Origin of the sequence: Aquitalea magnusonii (assembly GCF_002217795.2) — a bacterium.
GTDB classification, from domain to species: Bacteria; Pseudomonadota; Gammaproteobacteria; order Burkholderiales; family Chromobacteriaceae; genus Aquitalea; species Aquitalea magnusonii_B.
The window spans coordinates 3,891,058-3,910,839 of record NZ_AP018823.1 but is presented as its reverse complement, the minus strand read 5'-3'; the positions used below and the strand labels follow the sequence as shown (position 1 = coordinate 3,910,839).

Here is a 19,782-nt window from a genome sequence, read left to right as displayed (position 1 = left end):
CGAACGACTCCATCAAAACAGACACCCCCTGGCTAAAAAAATTTTCGCAGTGTCTACCGCCGCGTCAGCAGCGTCCATAACGGGCCGCGCCGCACGATCTTGACCGGCAAGGTGGCAGTAATGGCCTGCAGCGAGGCTTGCGGATCATCTTCGGAAAACGCACCGGATACCGGCAAGGCCGCAGCCTGCGGGTCGCACAACAAGGCACCGGGGTAATGCGGTGCCAGTTGTCTGATCACATCGCCCAGGCGGGCATTGACCACCACGATGCGACCGCTGACCCAGTCTGGCGTGGTGTCGTCTGGCGGCAAGGGCAAGCGCCGCGCGCTATCGCTCAGCTCGCCGTGCTCGCCGGCTTGCAGGATCAGCCCGGCACCACCGGACCACGGTTGCAAGCGCACCGCGTGTTGCTGCACGGCCACGCAGGTCCGGTCGCTGGCCAAGCCCACGGTGAAGCGTGTTCCCAGCGCCGTGATATGACCATGCCGGGTTTCCACCAGCAGCGGACGGTAGGGGGCGTGATTGTCGCTGGCGGTGGCTACCGCCACCTCGCCCGCCAGCAGGCGGAGCAGCCGCTGGTTATCGTCAAAGCTTACCTGTAGCCGCGCGCCGGCACGCAGCACCAGCTTGCTGCCATCGGCCAGCGTCACACGCTCACGGCGGCCGGCGTTCGCATGGAAAGACAGCGGTGCCACGCTGTGCTGCAACCGCAGCCAGGTCTGCCAGCCTGCCCCCAGACAGCCCAACAACAGCACGCACTGGCGCAGCGTGCGGCGGCGTCCCTGGCGCTGTTGCAGCAGTTGCTGGCCGATGCCCGCCGGCAGTGCTTGCAACCGGTCGGTCAGGCTGGCCAGTTGCTGCCACGCCTCTTCGTGCAAGGGGTTGGCTGCACGCCATTGCTGCCAGGCGGCGTGGTCTTTATTGCTGGCTTCGCCCGCACTGAACAGCACGTGCCATTCGGCCGCCTGTCGCAAGATAGCCGGAGTGAGTGTTGCCATGATCAGTCCTGAGCCAACTGATAGGCCAGGCAATGGCTCAGTGCCTTGACCATGTATTTCTTGATGCTGCTGACCGACACCCCCAGCGTACGGGCGATATCGGGGTAGCTCATGCCGTCCAGTTGCGCCAGCAGGAACGCCTGCTTGGGACGGCTACCCAGCCCGGCCAGCATGGCATCCACCTGCAACAGCGTTTCGATTACCAGCGCTTGCTGCTCCGGCGACGGCACCAGCGACTCCGGCTGGCCGGCCAGCACTTCCAGATAGGCGCGCTCCAGATCCTGGCGGCGGAACAGGTCTATCATCAGCCCGCGCGCGATCGTCGCAAGCAATGGCCTGGGTGCCTGCAGTGAAGCAAACAACTGCTTGTGCAACACGCGCACGAAGGTATCGTGAGCAAGATCGGCCGCGTGATCCTGGCTGGGGCCTAGCTTGCCGCGTAGCCAGCCTTCCAGCCAGCGATGGTGCTGGCGATAAAGTGCATCGACGCTTTGGGCGGCGTTGTGGGCCAGAGGACCTGGAGGGGACATGCCTTGCTCTTATAAAAATGATAACCATTATCATTTATAAAATATGACCGTCCTGTCAACTACATGCCTCGCACATAAAAAAATCACAAGCATCATTATGAAAATGAACTTGATAGCGCATGCCGGGTATGCATTAAGGATTTGAATATCTTGCTATGAATAAAGACCACTCTGCGCGCGGGTTTGTACGCAAGCGCTATGCTTTTATTTCTTGTGCGGCCGGTGATGACTTGGCGGGCTGCCCGACCCGTCGCCTTACTGGTCAAAATCTTGGTGAATAACAGGCAGGCCGCTGGTCATGTTGGATAAGAGCGAAGCCGACCATGACCCCGCGTGATTCCGCAGTTAGCCGCGCTGGCCACCAGCCTGTCCGCCCCGGCCAAACCGTTGAAGCGGATCACCTGCCCAGCAAGCTAGCGCCTGGAGCTGTCTGGTGGCCGGAGGCTACTCCTTTTGACAACAGGCATTGCATCGCGAGAAGCGTGCAGATCTATCTTGGTGAGCCTGCGCTCCCTTCGTGCTCAGACGCCGCTCTTGCCAGCGCGCGATATCGAGCCGCATCAGGGCTGTAGTATATTTAGCGCGATGAGCGGGAACGGGGGCTTCTGGCTGCTTGCATGGGGTGAACGTGTCTTTAATGTCGCCATCAGCGCAGCTCTGTGATTCGACATGGGTAATCGCGTAGCGTACAAGCGACTGGCCGGCTTGCCTGGGTTGGTGCTGAGTGTTGGCCAGTTCGAAGCCTTCAGCTTTGATCGGCATTACCATCTTGACTACCATATCGGGCTGGTAACAAGGGGCTTGCAGCGCCAGCAGTTCAGTGGCCAATCGCTATTGCTTGGGCCGGGATGTATTTCCCTGATGCCGCCAGGAGAAATTCATGATGGTGCAGGCGAAGGCGGTGATGCCTATACCCTGAAAACTCTCCGGCTATCGCAGGACTTGCTCAAAAGCGTAGCCGCCGAACTGACCGAGGTTGAGCGTGAGCCCGCCTTGGCAGGGATGGTGCTTGAAGATCCAGCACTGGCTGCTCGCCTGCTGCGCTTGCACGACACCTTACAACTGACAGCCGATCCTTCTTCCTTGCTGGTACAGTCCGAATGGCTGTCGTTGCTATATTTTCTGTTTACCCAATCTCGCGCCATCAAGCCGGTGGTCGTCAAAGGGACGCTCTCTGCTTTGCAGTGGCTGCGAATCAAGGATTACTGCTGCAGTCACCTGGCCGAAAAAATTACGCTGGATGAACTGGCTGCGGTGTGTGGGCTGGGGCGTTTTCATTTTTTGCGCCAATTCAAGCAAACCGTGGGCATGACGCCTTATGCCTGGCTGCTTCGCCTAAGGTTGGAGCAGGCTTGCGCGCTACTGGCGCGTGGCAAGTTGAGCATTGCCGATGTGGCACAAGGCGTGGGCTTTTACGACCAGAGCCATTTCAATCGGGCCTTCCGCCGGGCTTTTGGCGTGGCACCATCCGGATACTGAGCGCGCAGGCCACAACCCTGCTGCCGATTCTCGCTCAAGCAAGTCAATTTTTTACAAGTCGGTGCTTTACCCACTCTCTAGGATGCGCATCGGTGCGGGACGTGTTGTCGCGTAACAAGCCGCCGTGGCGTATGCCTGTTCAGCCGGCGGTTCTCGCTCATCCCGCGCAGGGATTTTCCAGTGACAGCATTGCCACTGCCTGCGTTCTTTACCAATGACTATTGGGAGCCAGGCCTCCTGCGTTTTGTCACCGCATTGGCGATGCCAGCGGCGGAGATTGACAACCTGCTTGCACCTGTCCGCCAGCTTTTGCTATGGCCCGCGTCATTACGCCTCCAGTGCCGGCAGTGAACTGCCATCAGCCAGCATCTATATTTCCGGCACTGCCTTGAGGCACCTATTCAATGGAGCTTACATCGTGTCCCAAGCCATTACGCGCTTTAGCAGCACACTACCGTTTCCGTTCTCCCGCGCAGTCCAGGCGGGTGGTTTTCTGTTTCTGTCCGGTCAGGTTTCGATGTCTGAGCAGGCGGAGCCGATGCGCAGCGATATCACCACCCAGACCCACAACATCATGGCAGCTATCGAGCGCACCTTGCAGTCCTGCGGCTCGTCATTGAATGCCGTGGTGAAGGTGACGGCATGGCTATCCGATATGAAGCACTTTGCCGAGTTTAACCAAGCCTATGCCGCTTATTTTCCTGCTGGTTTTCCGGCGCGCTCGGTGGTCTGTGCCAAGCTGGCATTCGAGCTGGATGTCGAGATCGAGGTGCAGGCACTGGCACCGGACCAGCTCACGTCCTGAATGCAGCATCATCAACGGTTGACAGTAGCCACCCCGGCTTCACCCCGCTATCCCGAAAGTCTTTGCCATGAATCTACACATTGATACTCCGCTGCTGGAGTCACGCGCCTTGAGCGTACAGGCAGGCCGGTCCATTTGGCTCAAACTCGATGCGCTACAGCCCGCCGGATCCTTCAAAATCCGTGGGATCGGGCATGCCTGCCGTGTCTACCAAGAGCAGGGCGCACGACGCTTTGTGTCCTCCTCGGGGGGAAATGCCGGGCTGGCCGTGGCTTATGCCGGGCGATGCCTGAACATCCCGGTAACGGTGGTGGTGCCGGAAACCACCACCGAGCGGGCCAAGGAACTGCTCAGGCTGGAGGGGGCGGAGGTCATCGTGCATGGGGGTTCATGGCAAGAGGCCAACCAGCATGCGCAAACCTTGTTGGGCGCGACCGATGCCTTTCTACATCCATTTGATAATCCGCTGCTGTGGCATGGGCATGCCTCGCTGATCGATGAGGTCGCCATGGCACAATGCAAGCCGGATGCCGTAGTGCTTGCCGTTGGTGGCGGCGGGCTGCTTGCCGGCATCGTGGAAGGGCTGCAACGCAATCAGTGGCATGATGTGCCGGTATTCGCGGTAGAAACCGAAGGGGCGGCCTCCTTCCATGCCGCCGTGTTGGCCGGGCATACCGTGGAGCTGGAGCGCATCAGCAGCATTGCCACCTCGCTTGGCGCGAAACGGGTGTGCGAACAGGCATTGCATTGCGCAAACACGCATCCGGTACACAGCCTGGTGGTGTCGGACGGCAGCGCGCTTGCCGCTTGCGAGCGGTTTCTGGCGGATCACCGCGTCCTGGTCGAGCCGGCGTGTGGCGCGGTCCTGTCCGTGGTCTATGAGCAAAACCCAGCACTGGCGCCTTACAACAAGATTCTGGTGGTGGTATGCGGCGGTGCCACAACCTCCATCGAGCAGATTCGTAGCTGGGCCAGCCAGCCGGGTATCCAGCAGTAAACGGCCAGTAAAAGGCAGTGTGCATCGCTGGCAGACTGTCCTCACTTGCACTGGCTGCTTTCATTTGAAAAGCAGCCATCTTGATTCATGCGGGAGCTGTCTGGTGTGGCCGACGAACTGCCCGTTGTGAATGCACAGCATGATCCTCCGGCTCCTTCCTCCCGCATGCAGTCGCATCCGTAGAACTACGCATTCATGCCATTCAGCCTTGTTCGATCCATGCTGAAGGCATAAGCTGTTGAACTTTCAACAGAATGTGATGATTCACGTCAGCCGACGTGATAGCCCGCACCATGGATTTCTCCTCCCTGCTCGCCAGCTTCGCCGCCGCCTTTTCCCAGCACCAGCGCCTGCTCACCCTGCAGCTGGATGGCGGACAGATCGCCGCCGAGCAGTTGCTGCCGCACACGCTGGACGGCAGCGAGGGCGTGTCGGAGGCCTATCGCTATCAGCTCACCTGTTTATCCCCCGACGGCACTATCGAACTCAAATCCTTGTTGGGTGTGGCGGCTCGTCTCGGGGTGCTGGATGCCGACGGCAATGAGGTGGTGCGTTGCGGGGTAGTATCGCGCGCCGAGTTGTTGGGGTCGGATGGCGGTTTTGCCAAGTATGGCCTCACCATCGAGCCGCCGTTTGCCCTGCTGCGGCTGCGGCGCACTTCGCGGGTGTTTCAGGACTTGTCGGTGCCGGACATCGTCAAGCAGATCCTGGCCGAGCATCAGGCCAATAACCCGGTGTTTGCCCAAGTGCAGACGCTGGAGTTCCACACCGCCAGCGCCAGCCCGCGCAGTTACTGTTTGCAATACCGCGAGAGCGATTTCGACTTCATCGTGCGCCTGCTGCACGAAGAGGGTTACGCCTGGCGTTTCGAGCATGTCGATGGTGAGCATCCGCAGGTCAAGCTGGTGGTGTTTGATGATGCGTACAGCCTGCCGCCCGCCGCCAGCGAGCGGGTGCGCTTTCACCGCAGCGATGCCACCGAGGAAGAAGACGGCCTCACCGATTGGAGCGCCGCCCGTCAGGTGGTGTCCGGTGCGGTGGCGCTGGCCAGTTTCGATTACCAGCCGGTGAGCACCCAGCACAGCGGCGATCAGAGCCGCATCCAGCAAGGCCGCAGTGGCGATGCCCTGCAATCCACCCTGCAGGATTACGACCCGCAGTCGCTGTACTACGCCAGCGATGCCGAGCAACTGAGTCAGTATGCGCAGCGGCGTCAGCAGGCGCACGATGTGCAGGCCAAGCAATTCTCTGGCAGCGGCTCAGTACGCAGCCTGCTCGCTGGCCAATGGTTCCGCCTGGATGAACATCCGCTGCACGAGGGCGACAGCAGCGAGCAGCGTGAATTCGTGGTCACCGGCCAAACCTTCCGTGCCAACAACAATCTGCCGGGTGATCTGGCCAGCAGCCTGCGCGGCTTGCTGGGAGATAGCAGCACATCAAACGACAGCCAGAACAGCAGCCCCTTCCAGACCCAGATCACCGCCCAGCGCCGCGGCATTCCGCTCACCCCGGCTTATGCCCACAGCACGCAGGCCAAGCCGACATCTAAAGGTGTACAGACCGCCACCGTGGTGGGGCCCGAGGGGGAAGAAGTCCACACCGACGAGTTGGGCCGCATCAAGGTGCAGTTCCACTGGCAGCGGCCAGACGAACACCCCGGCAGCGGCGCCAATCTGGACGACCGCTCCTCCTGCTGGCTGCGCGTGGCCATGCCCAGCGCCGGGGCCGGCTGGGGCCACCAGTTCATCCCGCGCATCGGCCAGGAAGTGCTGGTCGACTTTATCGAAGGCGATATCGACCGCCCGGTGATTGTTGGCGTGCTGTACAACGGCAGCCACGCCACCCCGGCCTTCAGCGGTGCCGGCGCTTTGCCCGCCAACAAGACCCTGTCCGGCATCAAATCCAAAGAACACCAGGGCGGCCAGTACAACGAACTGCTGTTCGACGACACGCCCGGTGAAGTCCGCGCCAAGCTCAGTAGCGAAGCGGGCAAGACCCAGCTCAACCAGGGCTACCTCACCCACCCGCGCAGCAATGGCAAAGCCCAGCCGCGCGGCGAAGGCTTCGAACTACGCACCGACCAGCACGGCGCCATCCGCGCCGGCCACGGCCTGCTCATCAGCACCGAAGCGCAAAACGGCGCATCCGGCAAACAACTGGCGCGCGAACACGCACAAAGCCAGCTCGACGCCGCGCTCAGCCTCAGCCAAAGCCTGGGCGACACCGCCGCTGCACAACTGGCCGACAGCATGGAAACCGGGCCGGACGCCATCAACTCCGACAACGGCAAAGACGGCAACAAGGACAGCGGCCACCTGCAACACCACGCCGCCGCGCTCAAAGCCTGGGAAGCCGGCAGCAACACCGACAAAGACGGCAAGACGGCAAAAGACCAGGCCGGCCAACAGCCGCTGCTCATCCTGTCCGCCCCGGCCGGCATCGCCAGCCTGACCGAACAAAGCCACACCCTCAGCGCCGGCACCAACCTCAACCTCATCGCCCAACGCGACGCCAACCACACCACCGGCCGCCGCTGGCTGCACAACGTCGGCCAGCACATCAGCCTGTTTGTGGCCGGGGTGAAAGACAAAGTGGCGCTGAAACTGATCGCCGCCAAAGGCAAGGTGCAGGTGCAAGCGCAGAGCGATGCGATGGAACTGACGGCGGATAAGGATGTGACCGTTACTTCGGCCAAGCAGAACATCAACTTGAATGGCAAGCAGGAAATCCTGCTGACCAGCGGCGGCGCTTACGTGCGGATCAAGGATGGCAAGATCGAGCTGCACGCCCCCGGCACCGTCAGCTTCAAGGGGGGTAGCCATGACTGGAGCGGGCCGGACAGCCTGAATGCCCCGATGCCCGAACTGAAAGTCAAAATGTGTGAAATGCGCGCCCGTGCGGCAGCCGCAGGCGGCGACGCAATTGTCCAGGCATCGTGAAGATCTACGGAATAGCACAATGAATCAAGATCTCTGGCAGCCACTCACCGGCGCATTTCTGACTGAAGGCTCACATGGGCGATTCAATTTCGCCATTGCATCCGCAGAGCAAAGGGCAGAACTGCCAGATGATTGGCCGTGGATATTGCTCACGCCAAAGGGCTTTGAAGACAATGAAGGCCTGATGCCGTCCTTGTTGCATCTATCTGCGCTCACGCCAGAAGACCAACAAACCTTGTTTACTCAGCTGGAAACTGCACAGCAGGAAAACGAGCCCCCTTCACTCAGCACACTCCTGTCAGCCACTGCATCCCCAGCCACCATGGCACGCCATCTATGCCAAGCCCAGGTAGTGGTCCATCAAAAGCAAAAATTCTGGTTACGCATTTTTGATGGTCGGGTCTGGTCGCAATTGCCGGGCGTGCTCAATGCCCAGGCCATGCTGGGTTTGTATGGCCCAGCCAAGCAATGGGCCAGCAATTTGTATGGCTACTGGGCTTTGACGGTGCCTCCCAGTTTAACCACAGCGAAGCACGCTACTCCTGCCATGGATTGGGAAGCTTTGCTAAGAATTGGCGCGGTAAACCGCGCATTGGCACAAACCGGCTGCTTGAAGTGGCAAGACGCCAGCAAACGGGCCAAATGTGTGGACAGCCTGATACAACGAGCACAACAGCGATATCAGCTTGGCCGGCTTGAAGACCAAGTGAGCTTTGCCTGCTATGGCATTCTCCACGGTAGCCAATTTGATTCACACCCATTAATCCAGCGCGAACTTGCCAACTTGATGGCACAAAGCCCCGAACAACGCGCGGACAGCACTTTAGTAGATTGCCTTGCGCTACTCACGGAAGAACAGTGGGCCACCATCCAGGCTTCCGCGATTGAATAATGCCTAGCCAGACGAGAAAACATGAGCACCAACCCCAGTTGCGAATACTGCGATAAGCGTGGCGTACCGATTTTCCCGGCCCGGTATGCAATTGCACTCCCCCATACCGGCGCACCTGCCGTCGCCAATAAACCTGCTATAGCACTGCCAGACGCAAGTAGCCAATACACGCTAAGAACTCTACGCAGCGGCTACCTGTATGTGTACGATGAAGCGCGTAAACGCTGGGATGACTATTTCGTTACCGAGGATGGTTATTTCTTCAAGACCAGCACGCAAGCCAAGGGACAGCCTCTGGTTTTGCCCAAAAAACCGTTTAGTTGCCCGGATGAAGGGCATCGCGCCATCGCCAGTTGCATCACCATCCCCGATGCCAAACGCGCCACCAAAGTGTGGCTGGCATTTTCAGATGGCCAATGGACAGATGCCGTGCGCAAGCGCCATGACAGCGCAGACTACCGCAAAAAACACATGCGCTGTATCGACGTCAAAGCATACAGCGCCAGTGTGGATGCCAAACACTGCCTGCCCATCAAGGATGTTGGCAACAAGATTGCGGAATATGCTCTGGATAAGACGGCGCTAAAAAAAGCAGTAGGCTTCTCCCCCATCCCGCAGGAAAGCCGCAAAGGCCGTGCGGAACGTTTGATAGCGGAAGCAGAAAAACTGGCCCCCGGCAAAGGCTTCATCGTGGCGCTGAATGATGCGGTTGGCATCACCGCCGAGCTCTCCGCCCTGATGATTCATCACGCCAGCACTTTCGCCAACAAAAAGGAAAACAAACACCCGCTGATGGCCAGCCTGGCCATCAGCCAGATCAAGGTGGCGGTGGAAGAGCAGGCACTGGAAGCAGAGCAGCAAGCGGCAGAAGAACTGGCCAATGACTATATATCCCAGCCAGACCTATCGGTTTTGTTCTCCGATACCGCCAGAAAGCGTAAAGAAGCGCAGTACGATGCCCTACGCACGGTAACGCCAGCCGAAGCCAAGCGTGCGCAACAGCATGCCTGGGACAAATATCGCGCCAAATTCAACGAAGCAGCCATGCACGCATGGCAAGCCAAGTTTGAAACGGAAAGCCAAAAGCTCGACCAGACCACCATACAGCCACTGGCCAAGGCTTATCTTGCTTGGCTGGGCGGTCAGCACATCAAGCAATCCTTCCAGTGCAATTACGATGAAGACAGCCTGGATAGTGGCGAGGCCTATACGCGCGCTGTCACCTTGGCCATATCCGGCACACAAGACAAAAAGCTTTGCCTGGATTACCTGTCGCAAATGCTGTCTGGTAACTTTGAGCCGGAAAACTTCCTGCTTAACGCGCTGGCACTGAATCAAAAATCCCTGAAAGACCAAATTAAAAAGGCGGTTGGCGCACCCAGCATTGATCCACGTATTTTTCCTGCCGATGCTTACATTGGCTTTCAGGGAGGGGGCGCCGAGAAAATCGCCCATGGGGACACCAGTCTGAATGCTTATCTGCTGACAATCAGCGCCCCCCTGATCAAGCTGTTTGATGGCATCTCCAACAAAGTGGCACGCCCACTCTGGACGGCGATGGCCATGCATAGCCGCAAAGTGTTCGTGCAGGTGGAAGTCACCGGCAGCAAGAAAGCCTTCCGCACCCGCTTGATCAGGGAGCTGGTAAAGCAAAGTGGCAAGACAATGAATCCACGCGAGATGGAGCGCGCCGTCAGTGCGCAGCTGCGTAACCTGCAAGCGGCTGGCATACCGCTGGAAGGAAGCGAAAAAAAGACCTTCACCCTCTTGCTCGACCCCAAGCAAGTTAGAGGTATACCCAATGGGCTCACACCTTCACAGCAAGCGAAATGGTTGGCTGGAAGTATTCATACTCCAGTCCAGTTAGAAAATATAGTTATGGGCGAGTGGCGAGCTGCACTTTCTGGTGCTAAAGGTGCCATCCCTTTTGTAAGTGGATTGATGGCAGGAGTTTGGCAGTGGGCTGTGCTAGATAAGCTAGGCCAGGATGAAAAAAATGCAATGAGTCACGAGGGGCATGAAGCTAGTGGACGTGTTTGGGGCGCAAGCTTTGCATTGTGGGCAAATGTTGCAGATTTAGCTGGCCGCAGTCTTGCCAGAACATCTTCTCGATTTAAGGGTGCCGCAGGTATTGCTGAATGGTTCAGCACATGGCTTGGGCGGATTGCGAAAGGTGGCGGCTTTATAGGAGGGGCTATTGTAGCCTATTGGGATGGGAAAAATGCCATACAGGCTTATGATAAAAAAGACTGGGTAATGGCTTCCCTTTATAGTGCATCTTCTATATCAGGATTAGCAGTAGCGATTCTTCCGTTCCTCAGTGCAATTCCATTCTGGGGCTGGGTGGCAATTATGTTTTTAATTATCACCACTTTTTTCATAGAGCTATACAAAGACAGCAAGTTAAAAGTATGGCTCGAGAAAAACTACTGGGGATCACGAACTTATAAAAATCCAGAAGAAGAACAAATGCAGTTTGAACTGGCACTTAAAGGATAAAATGGAATACACTGGACAGATTACTCCATTCCCTTTGAATCGAAAACTATCAGATCAGGAGCGAAATAATCAATTAAAACAGGATGAGAAATTAAAAAAACCCCTCCTACATCAACTTACCGTTATAGAAATTAATTCAAATTGGATAGAAGTAGTTGATAAATATTTCTTTGACAAAGGAACTCTAACCTTTGCAGCCGGGATAGCATTTTTCGGAATAATGGTTGTAAACATATTAGCCATTATCGGTGCAGCGATACCAATATTGAATGGCGACATTGGCGCATCTGTACTGCTCTTACCATTACTGATTGGATTGCCCTTCAGTTATTTTGCATGGAAAATTTTATGCAAGGAAATTAATTTCACCCACTACCCCATTCGATTTAACAGAAAAACAAAGACTATTCATGTTTTTCGACAGGATGGTAGCATATTAAGTGCAGGGTGGAATGAAATATTCTTTACACAAATGCCACTTACTCGAGGAGCGTGGGATATCGTTGGGCACATATTAGATGATGACGGCATCACAGTGCGAGAAACTTTTGCATTACCTGCAACGACGATGAGTGGCAAAGATCGCGAGTCTTCAAAAGGATATTGGGAATTCATTCGAAGATATATGGAAGAAGGCCCTACTAGTGTTTTAGACATACTCACTGTCTGCCTGCCGATAAAAGACAGGAAAGAAACACTAGCTTTCAGTTATAAGCGAGTAGCTCTCTCTTTAGGCAGCAACCTTCATCCATTTATTCTCTTTTATTATATGCTTTACCCTGGCCGCATGATCGCCATGCATTTCAGCAAGATTCCACAATGGCCAGCAGAAATTGAAGCCCAATGCCGGCGCATGGAAGGATATGATCCATATTTCAGGGATGCCAGCATGAATCCTTAGCCCATGCAATTTCCAGTCATTCGATACAACAAAGGAGAATGGGGAATGTTTTGACTTGATTATTCCTCTGCAGTTCTAGGGGCTATATTTCTTTGTTAGCTTTCTCCACCGAGACACCTTTGGGGGCTAACTAGCCATTATGGCTTTGATTGTGTTCGTCTTACTGATTGAACTATTTAAAGATAATAAGATTCAATTTTGGCTAGAAAATGGATATTTGGGCAAGCGAAGTTACAAAAACCCAGAAGAAGAACAAAAGCAACTAGAACTGGCCATGGCAGGGCAATATGGAATTTACTGGACAATTTACACCCTACTCAGTTAATCGACCACTCTCAGATGATGAACGCCACCGTCAACTAAAGCAAAAAGAGAAGCTAGACATAGAGATTTATCATCAACTCTCAGTTATAGAGATCAACTCAAACTGGCTGGAGGTGGTCGATAAGTATTTCTTTGACAAAGGGTCATTCACAACCGTTTGGTTAGTCCAGATGGCATTTACTACGTTTCTATTTTCGATTGGACTATACTACGGACTCTCTGCAATTTCATCAGGAAATGCAGAGGGCTGGTACGTATTCATAGTAAACCCATTGCTATTAATTCTTGTATGGCACACTTGGAAAATAGCTAAGAAAGAAATCAACCACACCCATTACCCCATCCGCTTTAATCGTAAAACCCGCATGGTGCATGTTTTTCGTCAGGATGGCACCGTATTGAGTGCGAAGTGGGACAAGGTATTCTTTACCCAGATTCCGGTTACTTATGGCATGTGGGACACGGTGGGCCATATTCTGGATGAAGATGGAGTAACCGTGCGTGAAACATTTGGCCTGCCGACATGCGGGCTGGGCAGAGAAGGGCGAGAGGTCGGAAAAGGCTATTGGGATTTTATCCGCCGCTATATGGAAGAAGGCCCGGCCAGCGTGGTGGACGTTATTAGCGGCTGCCTGCCGATCAAAGATAAAAAGGAAACACTGGCCTTCAGCTTTAAACGTATTGCAGCCGCGCTGGGCAGCTATCTGAATCCATTCATTCTTATTTTCTACATATTCTATCCTGGCCGCATGATTGCGATGCATTTCAGCAAGATTCCGCAATGGCCAGCAGAGATTGAAGCGCAATGCCCATGCATGGAAGGACATGACCCATATTTCAGGGATGCCAGCATGAATCCATAGTTTATTCAAGCTCCAGTCATTCGATATTTTGTACAATTCAAGCCAGTGAGAATAGTCACTCCAAAGAGCGAACTGGCAAACATCATAAAATGAACAATAATGATTAGAACTTACCATCACAGAGTAATATGGAATTTACTGGACTTATTACACCTTACTCAGTTAATCGACCACTCTCGGATGATGAGCACTACCACCAGCTAAAGCAAAAAGAAAAATTGAATATAGAGATGTATCATCAACTCTCAGTTATAGAGATCAACTCAAACTGGCTGGAAGTAGTGGACAAGTATTTTTTTGACAAAGGAACTTTGACATTTGGAGGGTTGATTTGCATTTCAGGTGAAATATGTTTATCCATCTTCACAATGGCAATTGGTTTAATTAACATATACAAAGGGGAGTGGGGAGCTTTTGTCGCCTTACTACTCTCTCCATTTTGTGCAGCAGCAGCATACTTATGCTGGACATGGAAAAAAAGAGAAATCAACTACACCCATTACCCCATCCGCTTTAATCGTAAAACCCGCATGGTGCATGTTTTTCGTCAGGATGGCACCGTATTGAGTGCGAAGTGGGACAAGGTATTCTTTACCCAGATTCCGGTTACTTATGGCATGTGGGACACGGTGGGCCATATTCTGGATGAAGATGGAGTAACCGTGCGTGAAACATTTGGCCTGCCGACATGCGGGCTGGGCAGAGAAGGGCGAGAGGTCGGAAAAGGCTATTGGGATTTTATCCCCCGCTATATGGAAGAAGGCCCGGCCAGCGTGGTGGACGTTATTAGCGGCTGCCTGCCGATCAAAGATAAAAAGGAAACACTGGCCTTCAGCTTTAAACGTATTGCAGCCGCGCTGGGCAGCTATCTGAATCCATTCATTCTTGTTTTCTACATATTCTATCCTGGCCGCGCCCGGCTGGTGCGTATAGGCAAATATCCCGACCGCGATGCGGTACGGGCGGCGGACAGGGAGAGGGGGAGTAATTTGGGGTGGGATGATTGAATGTGGGTAACGACAATAGCTTGCTGTAGAGCATCACGTAAAAAAAGCCACATCCCTTTTTAGGATGGGGCATGTCCGGAACTCTGTGTAAACCAGTCGTACAATAGCCATGCGACGACCGACCGCTTTCGCCGACGAACTGCCCGTTGTGAATGCACAGCATGATCCTCCGGCTCCTTCCTCCTGCATGCAGGCGTATCCGTAGAACTACGCATTCATGCCATTCAGCCTTGTTTGCACCATGCTGAAGGCATAAACTGTTGAACTTTCAACAGAATGTGATGATTCACGTCAGCCGACGTGATAGCCCGCACCATGGACTTCTCCTCCCTGCTCGCCAGCTTCGCCGCCGCCTTTTCCCAGCACCAGCGTCTGCTCACCCTGCAGCTGGATGGCGGGCAGATCGCCGCCGAGCAGTTATTGCCACACACGCTGGATGGCAGCGAGGGGGTGTCGCAAGCCTATCGCTATCAGCTCAGTTGTTTGTCGCCGGATGGCAATATCGAGCTCAAGTCGCTGCTCGGTGTGGCCGCCCGCCTGGGGGTGCTGGATGCCGATGGCAGCCAGGTGGTGCGTTGCGGGGTGGTGTCACGGGCCGAGTTGCTGGGTTCGGATGGCGGTTTTGCCAAGTACGGCCTCACCATCGAGCCGCCGTTTGCGCTGCTGCGGCTGCGTCGTACGTCGCGGGTGTTTCAGGACTTGTCGGTGCCGGACATCGTCAAGCAGATCCTGGCCGAGCATCAGGCCAATAATCCGGTGTTTGCCCAGGTACAGACGCTGGAGTTTCACACTGCCTCCGCCAACCCGCGCAGTTACTGTTTGCAATACCGCGAGAGCGATTTCGACTTCATCGTGCGCCTGCTGCACGAAGAGGGTTACGCCTGGCGTTTCGAGCATGTCGATGGTGAGCATCCGCAGGTCAAGCTGGTGGTGTTTGATGATGCGTACAGCCTGCCGCCCGCCGCCAGTGAGCGGGTGCGCTTTCACCGCAGCGATGCCACCGAGGAAGAAGACGGCCTGACGGATTGGAGCGCCGCCCGTCAGGTGGTGTCCGGTGCGGTGGCGCTGGCCAGTTTCGATTACCAGCCGGTGAGCACCCAGCACAGCGGCGATCAGAGCCGCATCCAGCAAGGCCGCAGTGGCGATGCCTTGCAATCCACCCTGCAGGATTACGACCCGCAGTCGCTGTACTACGCCAGCGATGCCGAGCAACTGAGTCAGTATGCGCAGCGGCGTCAGCAGGCGCACGATGTGCAGGCCAAGCAATTCTCTGGCAGCGGCTCAGTACGCAGCCTGCTCGCTGGCCAATGGTTCCGCCTGGATGAACATCCGCTGCACGAGGGCGACAGCAGCGAGCAGCGTGAATTCGTGGTCACCGGCCAAACCTTCCGTGCCAACAACAATCTGCCGGGTGATCTGGCCAGCAGCCTGCGCGGCTTGCTGGGAGATAGCAGCACATCAAACGACAGCCAGAACAGCAGCCCCTTCCAGACCCAGATCACCGCCCAGCGCCGCGGCATTCCGCTCACCCCGGCTTATGCCCACAGCACGCAGGCCAAGCCGACATCTAAAGGTGTACAGACCGCCACCGTGGTGGGGCCCGAGGGGGAAGAAGTCCACACCGACGAGTTGGGCCGCATCAAGGTGCAGTTCCACTGGCAGCGGCCAGACGAACACCCCGGCAGCGGCGCCAATCTGGACGACCGCTCCTCCTGCTGGCTGCGCGTGGCCATGCCCAGCGCCGGGGCCGGCTGGGGCCACCAGTTCATCCCGCGCATCGGCCAGGAAGTGCTGGTCGACTTTATCGAAGGCGATATCGACCGCCCGGTGATTGTTGGCGTGCTGTACAACGGCAGCCACGCCACCCCGGCCTTCAGCGGTGCCGGCGCTTTGCCCGCCAACAAGACCCTGTCCGGCATCAAATCCAAAGAACACCAGGGCGGCCAGTACAACGAACTGCTGTTCGACGACACGCCCGGTGAAGTCCGCGCCAAGCTCAGTAGCGAAGCGGGCAAGACCCAGCTCAACCAGGGCTACCTCACCCACCCGCGCAGCAATGGCAAAGCCCAGCCGCGCGGCGAAGGCTTCGAACTACGCACCGACCAGCACGGCGCCATCCGCGCCGGCCACGGCCTGCTCATCAGCACCGAAGCGCAAAACGGCGCATCCGGCAAACAACTGGCGCGCGAGCATGCGCAAAGCCAGCTCGACGCCGCGCTCAGCCTCAGCCAAAGCCTGGGCGACACCGCCGCCGCGCAACTGGCCGACAGCATGGAAACCGGGCCGGACGCCATCAACCCTGACAACGGCAAAGACGGCAACAAGGACAGCGGCCACCTGCAACACCACGCCGCCGCGCTCAAAGCCTGGGAAGCCGGCAGCAATACCGACAAGGACGGCAAGACGGCAAAAGACCAGGCCGGCCAACAGCCGCTGCTCATCCTGTCCGCCCCGGCCGGCATCGCCAGCCTGACCGAACAAAGCCACACAATCTCTGCCGGAACCAACCTCAACCTCATCGCCCAACGCGACAGCAACCACACCACCGGCCGCCGCTGGCTGCACAACGTCGGCCAGCACATCAGCCTGTTTGTGGCCGGGGTGAAAGACAAAGTGGCGCTGAAGCTGATTGCGGCGAAGGGCAAGGTGCAGGTGCAAGCGCAGAGTGATGCGCTGGAACTGACGGCGGATAAGGAGCTGACTGTTACCTCGGTCGAGGGCAAGGTCACCATTGCCGCCAGCCAGGAAGTGCTGCTCACCAGCGGCGGTGCTTATATCCGACTTAAAGACGGAAATATCGAAGTACATGCACCCGGTACCGTTAGCATCAAAGGTGCTAGTCATGAGTTTAGTGGTCCGGCACGCCTAACAACGCCTATAGGGCTACCTATTTTTCCAGAACATGATGAAAGTCTGACATTTATTGATGAGGTGACTAAGAAACCCTTGGCGGGTAAGCCTTATGAAGTGCATATGGTAAATGGTTGGATCTTTAAGGGAGTAACCAATGCAGAAGGCAGGACGGAGCGCATCAATACGGCCAAACCTTTAAAAATTATCAAAGCAATTATTAGAGATTAATAATTATGGCAACTGTAAAATTATCTAAAGAAGACATTAAAACAAATAAAGATAATCTCGAAAAATCAACAGTAGTTGTGCCTGTTTGCCATGATTGTGGATGTGATTATGGTGAGATTATAGGAATAGGAAAATACGGTGCGACCTATGGACCAATTTACAATGGGTCAATTCCCGTAGATCATTTTACCGGCTGGCCTGAAATGATAAAAAATGGATCAGTAACAGCAATGGAGAAAAAAATAATAATTATTATGTCAGCAAATGAAGGTAATATGGATGCAGTGCAATCATATGATGATCAGGCTCTTACGGCTGGCGCTATGCAAAAAACCGTGAATCCCACTGGTGGTGGAGAATTTGCTGCACAAGTTTCCGAATTCAAGGATGAACAACCCGACTTGTATAAGGCACTTTTTGAAAATTGTGGCTGGACCGTTGAGGGGAAAGGTGTAAATGGCGCAAAAATGTATTATCAAGATAAAGATCTAACCGAAAATAAAAAACTAACAGGTAATGCGCTAAAGAGTTTTCTCCGAAATCCTAGTAAATTCAACAAAGTTAACCGTCAGAAGAAAAAAATGCAAGAATTCCAACCTTTGGCGTCAATGATAAAAGCAATTAAGCATGAGAAATTTCTAGAAAAACAAATACGGGATTTCATTAAGCGATTGAGATTTGTAATGAATCTGGAAATTCAGGATGGTAAAAATAAGTACAAAGTTTCAGAAATTTTCAAATCCGAGCTTGGTATTGCAACAGCCTTGGATCAGCACGTTAATAAACCTGCACATGTAACTAGTGATATAAAAGCAGCAATCTATGCCTACATCGAAAAACATCCAACCATTAAGCCTGATCCCTCATCCTGGGGGTCTAGCCATGCCAAAATTGAAGCTGAAATATTAGAAATTTACGGCGTTAGTCGACGAGGAACGGACATGGCAAGTAGATTCGATAAGTTAAAGGCAAGATAAATGAAAAAAACATTATTTTTTATTGCCATCCTGGCAAAGACTGCAACTGCAACTGCAACTGCAACTGCAACTGCAACTGCAACTGCAACTGCAACTGCAACTGCAACTGCAACTGCAACTGCAACTGCAACTGCAACTGCAACTGAATCAACATTAAGCAATAATTTGTTAATAAAAAATGTAAGAATTGCCGACAAAAAAATTACTCGATTGGCCAATAGAGTATTTGATCGTCAATTATTCATCAGGAGCAATGGACGCATTAAAAATATATTGAGCCACATAAGTAAAGAATATTACACTGATGACTATTTGCAAGAAATTCTCAATCAAAAAAATAAGATCGCTGCTGTTAATATTACAACGTATGGAATGCTAAGCCAATCTAATGGAGCAAAAAACTATCACGAGGTTGCTAGTTGTGTTTTTATAAACGTTGTGACAGGATGCATAATTAGCAGGGAAAGTTCCATAGCCTGTTCAGGAAAATGGATAGGCGAAGAAATGTGGGAGACTGATCAAGGTGAAAAAATAGACATGGCTGTACTGAAAAATTCAATATTAAGCAAGACTACTGCAGATACCGATTTGCTAAAAAACGAGAACTTTGATCTGTGCAAAAAACAATTTTAACTTAAAAATATCAAATAAAATCCAGTGTGGTGTATTTTTCTTTTAATGAAGAGGGTGGGAATGAAACACCTAGACTATCTAAAATAATAAAAAGTCCACTCAATAGAAATTGCAAAGAAATTTGAAATTTAAAATACTATAAAGCAAAAAATATCTACGCTCCAAAGTAAAAAACCAGTTATTGCCGGCCCAGCCGTTATGGTGGTGCCGCCAAGATTGCAGCCTATCAAAACAAGCTCAAGGCATTACAGCAAAAGCAAGCCGCACTCAAGGCGCAAAACGAATCGCTGCGCCGACAAGTAGAAGCCGCACGCAAACCCGATGCGCCCGTGTTACCGGAAGAACGCCCAGGCTTGAAAGTGCATGTCTGCACTCTGGTCGCCCCAGACTCACCTCCACGAGTTGCTGTTGGTGTGCAGGCCAGCCCGAGTGGCCAAACCTACCCAGCCGCCAAGGTCACCAAAACGCCGGGACGTGACTGGACACCGGTTTACGTCCACGCCAAGCTGATGATCGTCAACGACACCTTTATGACGCTGGGCAGTGCCAACATCAATACCCGCAGCATGCAGGTGGATAGCGAACTGAATATTGCGCACCATCGCCCGGAAATCACCGTGCCGCTGCGCAGGCAGTTGTGGAATATGCATACCAAAGGTATGGGGGCGCAGGATAGGCCAGATGAGGCTTTTAAAATGTGGGGAAAAATAATTGTAAATAACAAAAATGCAAGAGCTGATTTGCACACCCCGATTGCCTCACTAATCGAATTCTCTCGACAAAGTGCTACCCGTACCAATAAGGATTAAGTTGTGAAATGGCTTACGCTGTTACCTTTATGCCTTTTACTTGCTGCT

Annotated in this window: 15 protein-coding genes; 13 read left to right on the top strand and 2 right to left on the bottom strand. The window is 54.1% G+C overall.

The window, feature by feature from the left end; genetic code table 11:
- Positions 1 to 53: 53 nt before the first annotated feature.
- Entirely contained in the window at positions 54 to 998 is a 945-nt protein-coding gene (locus DLM_RS18375) for a FecR domain-containing protein (RefSeq protein WP_089086406.1), read from the bottom strand.
- A gap of 2 nt (positions 999 to 1,000) precedes the next feature.
- Positions 1,001 to 1,528 (bottom strand): sigma-70 family RNA polymerase sigma factor, encoded by a 528-nt coding sequence (locus tag DLM_RS18370; RefSeq protein ID WP_089086407.1) that lies wholly within the window; start codon positions 1,526 to 1,528, stop codon positions 1,001 to 1,003.
- A gap of 669 nt (positions 1,529 to 2,197) precedes the next feature.
- On the opposite strand from DLM_RS18370, the gene DLM_RS18365 reads away from it, so the two are divergent.
- The 13 genes from DLM_RS18365 (at position 2,198) to DLM_RS18305 (ending at position 19,734) form a co-directional block, all read left to right on the top strand.
- The gene (locus DLM_RS18365) at positions 2,198 to 3,007 is read left to right on the top strand and encodes an AraC family transcriptional regulator (RefSeq protein WP_089086408.1); all 810 of its coding nucleotides are present in this window, start codon (positions 2,198 to 2,200) and stop codon (positions 3,005 to 3,007) included.
- A gap of 418 nt (positions 3,008 to 3,425) precedes the next feature.
- Positions 3,426 to 3,812, top strand: a complete 387-nt coding sequence (locus tag DLM_RS18360) for a RidA family protein (protein ID WP_089086411.1) — start codon at positions 3,426 to 3,428, stop codon at positions 3,810 to 3,812.
- A 67-nt stretch (positions 3,813 to 3,879) separates the two neighbouring features.
- Complete coding sequence (locus DLM_RS18355) at positions 3,880 to 4,809, top strand: pyridoxal-phosphate dependent enzyme (RefSeq protein ID WP_089086409.1); 930 nt, start codon at positions 3,880 to 3,882, stop codon at positions 4,807 to 4,809.
- Positions 4,810 to 5,102: 293 nt separating this feature from the next.
- Complete coding sequence (locus DLM_RS18350) at positions 5,103 to 7,748, top strand: type VI secretion system Vgr family protein (RefSeq protein ID WP_119313273.1); 2,646 nt, start codon at positions 5,103 to 5,105, stop codon at positions 7,746 to 7,748.
- 19 nt (positions 7,749 to 7,767) lie between these two features.
- A complete protein-coding gene (locus DLM_RS18345) occupies positions 7,768 to 8,640 on the top strand; it encodes a DUF4123 domain-containing protein (protein WP_089084123.1) in 873 nt (290 codons plus the stop codon).
- 21 nt (positions 8,641 to 8,661) lie between these two features.
- Positions 8,662 to 11,139, top strand: a complete 2,478-nt coding sequence (locus DLM_RS18340) for a T6SS effector BTH_I2691 family protein (RefSeq protein ID WP_145985894.1) — start codon at positions 8,662 to 8,664, stop codon at positions 11,137 to 11,139.
- A gap of 1 nt (position 11,140) precedes the next feature.
- Entirely contained in the window at positions 11,141 to 12,040 is a 900-nt protein-coding gene (locus DLM_RS18335; protein WP_089084121.1) for a DUF6708 domain-containing protein, read from the top strand.
- A gap of 287 nt (positions 12,041 to 12,327) precedes the next feature.
- On the top strand, positions 12,328 to 13,227 hold the full coding sequence (locus DLM_RS23185) for a DUF6708 domain-containing protein (RefSeq protein WP_145985893.1): 900 nt from the start codon (positions 12,328 to 12,330) through the stop codon (positions 13,225 to 13,227).
- Between the two features lie 128 nt (positions 13,228 to 13,355).
- On the top strand, positions 13,356 to 14,234 hold the full coding sequence (locus DLM_RS18320) for a DUF6708 domain-containing protein (protein WP_089084118.1): 879 nt from the start codon (positions 13,356 to 13,358) through the stop codon (positions 14,232 to 14,234).
- 315 nt (positions 14,235 to 14,549) lie between these two features.
- Positions 14,550 to 17,315 carry a type VI secretion system Vgr family protein gene (locus DLM_RS18315; protein WP_119313271.1) on the top strand — a complete coding sequence of 922 codons (2,766 nt, stop codon included), beginning with the start codon at positions 14,550 to 14,552 and terminating at the stop codon, positions 17,313 to 17,315.
- 5 nt (positions 17,316 to 17,320) lie between these two features.
- Entirely contained in the window at positions 17,321 to 18,292 is a 972-nt protein-coding gene (locus tag DLM_RS23180) for a calcium-binding protein (RefSeq protein WP_145985892.1), read from the top strand.
- Positions 18,293 to 18,925, top strand: a complete 633-nt coding sequence (locus tag DLM_RS23175; protein ID WP_167467012.1) for a hypothetical protein — start codon at positions 18,293 to 18,295, stop codon at positions 18,923 to 18,925. It abuts the gene before it with no gap.
- Positions 18,926 to 19,284: 359 nt separating this feature from the next.
- Positions 19,285 to 19,734: a phospholipase D-like domain-containing protein gene (locus DLM_RS18305; RefSeq protein ID WP_231960277.1), complete on the top strand. Its 450-nt coding sequence runs from the start codon at positions 19,285 to 19,287 to the stop codon at positions 19,732 to 19,734.
- The last annotated feature ends 48 nt before the right edge of the window (positions 19,735 to 19,782 follow it).

Bases quoted from the DNA above. Each gene is read 5' to 3' on its own strand.
- DLM_RS18375 (WP_089086406.1), bottom strand. From the start codon at position 998: ATGGCAACACTCACTCCGGCTATCTTGCGACAGGCGGCCGAATGGCAC.
- DLM_RS18370 (WP_089086407.1), bottom strand. From the start codon at position 1,528: ATGTCCCCTCCAGGTCCTCTGGCCCACAACGCCGCCCAAAGCGTCGAT.
- DLM_RS18365 (WP_089086408.1), top strand. From the start codon at position 2,198: ATGGGTAATCGCGTAGCGTACAAGCGACTGGCCGGCTTGCCTGGGTTG.
- DLM_RS18355 (WP_089086409.1), top strand. From the start codon at position 3,880: ATGAATCTACACATTGATACTCCGCTGCTGGAGTCACGCGCCTTGAGC.
- DLM_RS18350 (WP_119313273.1), top strand. From the start codon at position 5,103: ATGGATTTCTCCTCCCTGCTCGCCAGCTTCGCCGCCGCCTTTTCCCAG.
- DLM_RS18345 (WP_089084123.1), top strand. From the start codon at position 7,768: ATGAATCAAGATCTCTGGCAGCCACTCACCGGCGCATTTCTGACTGAA.
- DLM_RS18340 (WP_145985894.1), top strand. From the start codon at position 8,662: ATGAGCACCAACCCCAGTTGCGAATACTGCGATAAGCGTGGCGTACCG.
- DLM_RS18335 (WP_089084121.1), top strand. From the start codon at position 11,141: ATGGAATACACTGGACAGATTACTCCATTCCCTTTGAATCGAAAACTA.
- DLM_RS23185 (WP_145985893.1), top strand. From the start codon at position 12,328: ATGGAATTTACTGGACAATTTACACCCTACTCAGTTAATCGACCACTC.
- DLM_RS18320 (WP_089084118.1), top strand. From the start codon at position 13,356: ATGGAATTTACTGGACTTATTACACCTTACTCAGTTAATCGACCACTC.
- DLM_RS18315 (WP_119313271.1), top strand. From the start codon at position 14,550: ATGGACTTCTCCTCCCTGCTCGCCAGCTTCGCCGCCGCCTTTTCCCAG.
- DLM_RS23180 (WP_145985892.1), top strand. From the start codon at position 17,321: ATGGCAACTGTAAAATTATCTAAAGAAGACATTAAAACAAATAAAGAT.
- DLM_RS23175 (WP_167467012.1), top strand. From the start codon at position 18,293: ATGAAAAAAACATTATTTTTTATTGCCATCCTGGCAAAGACTGCAACT.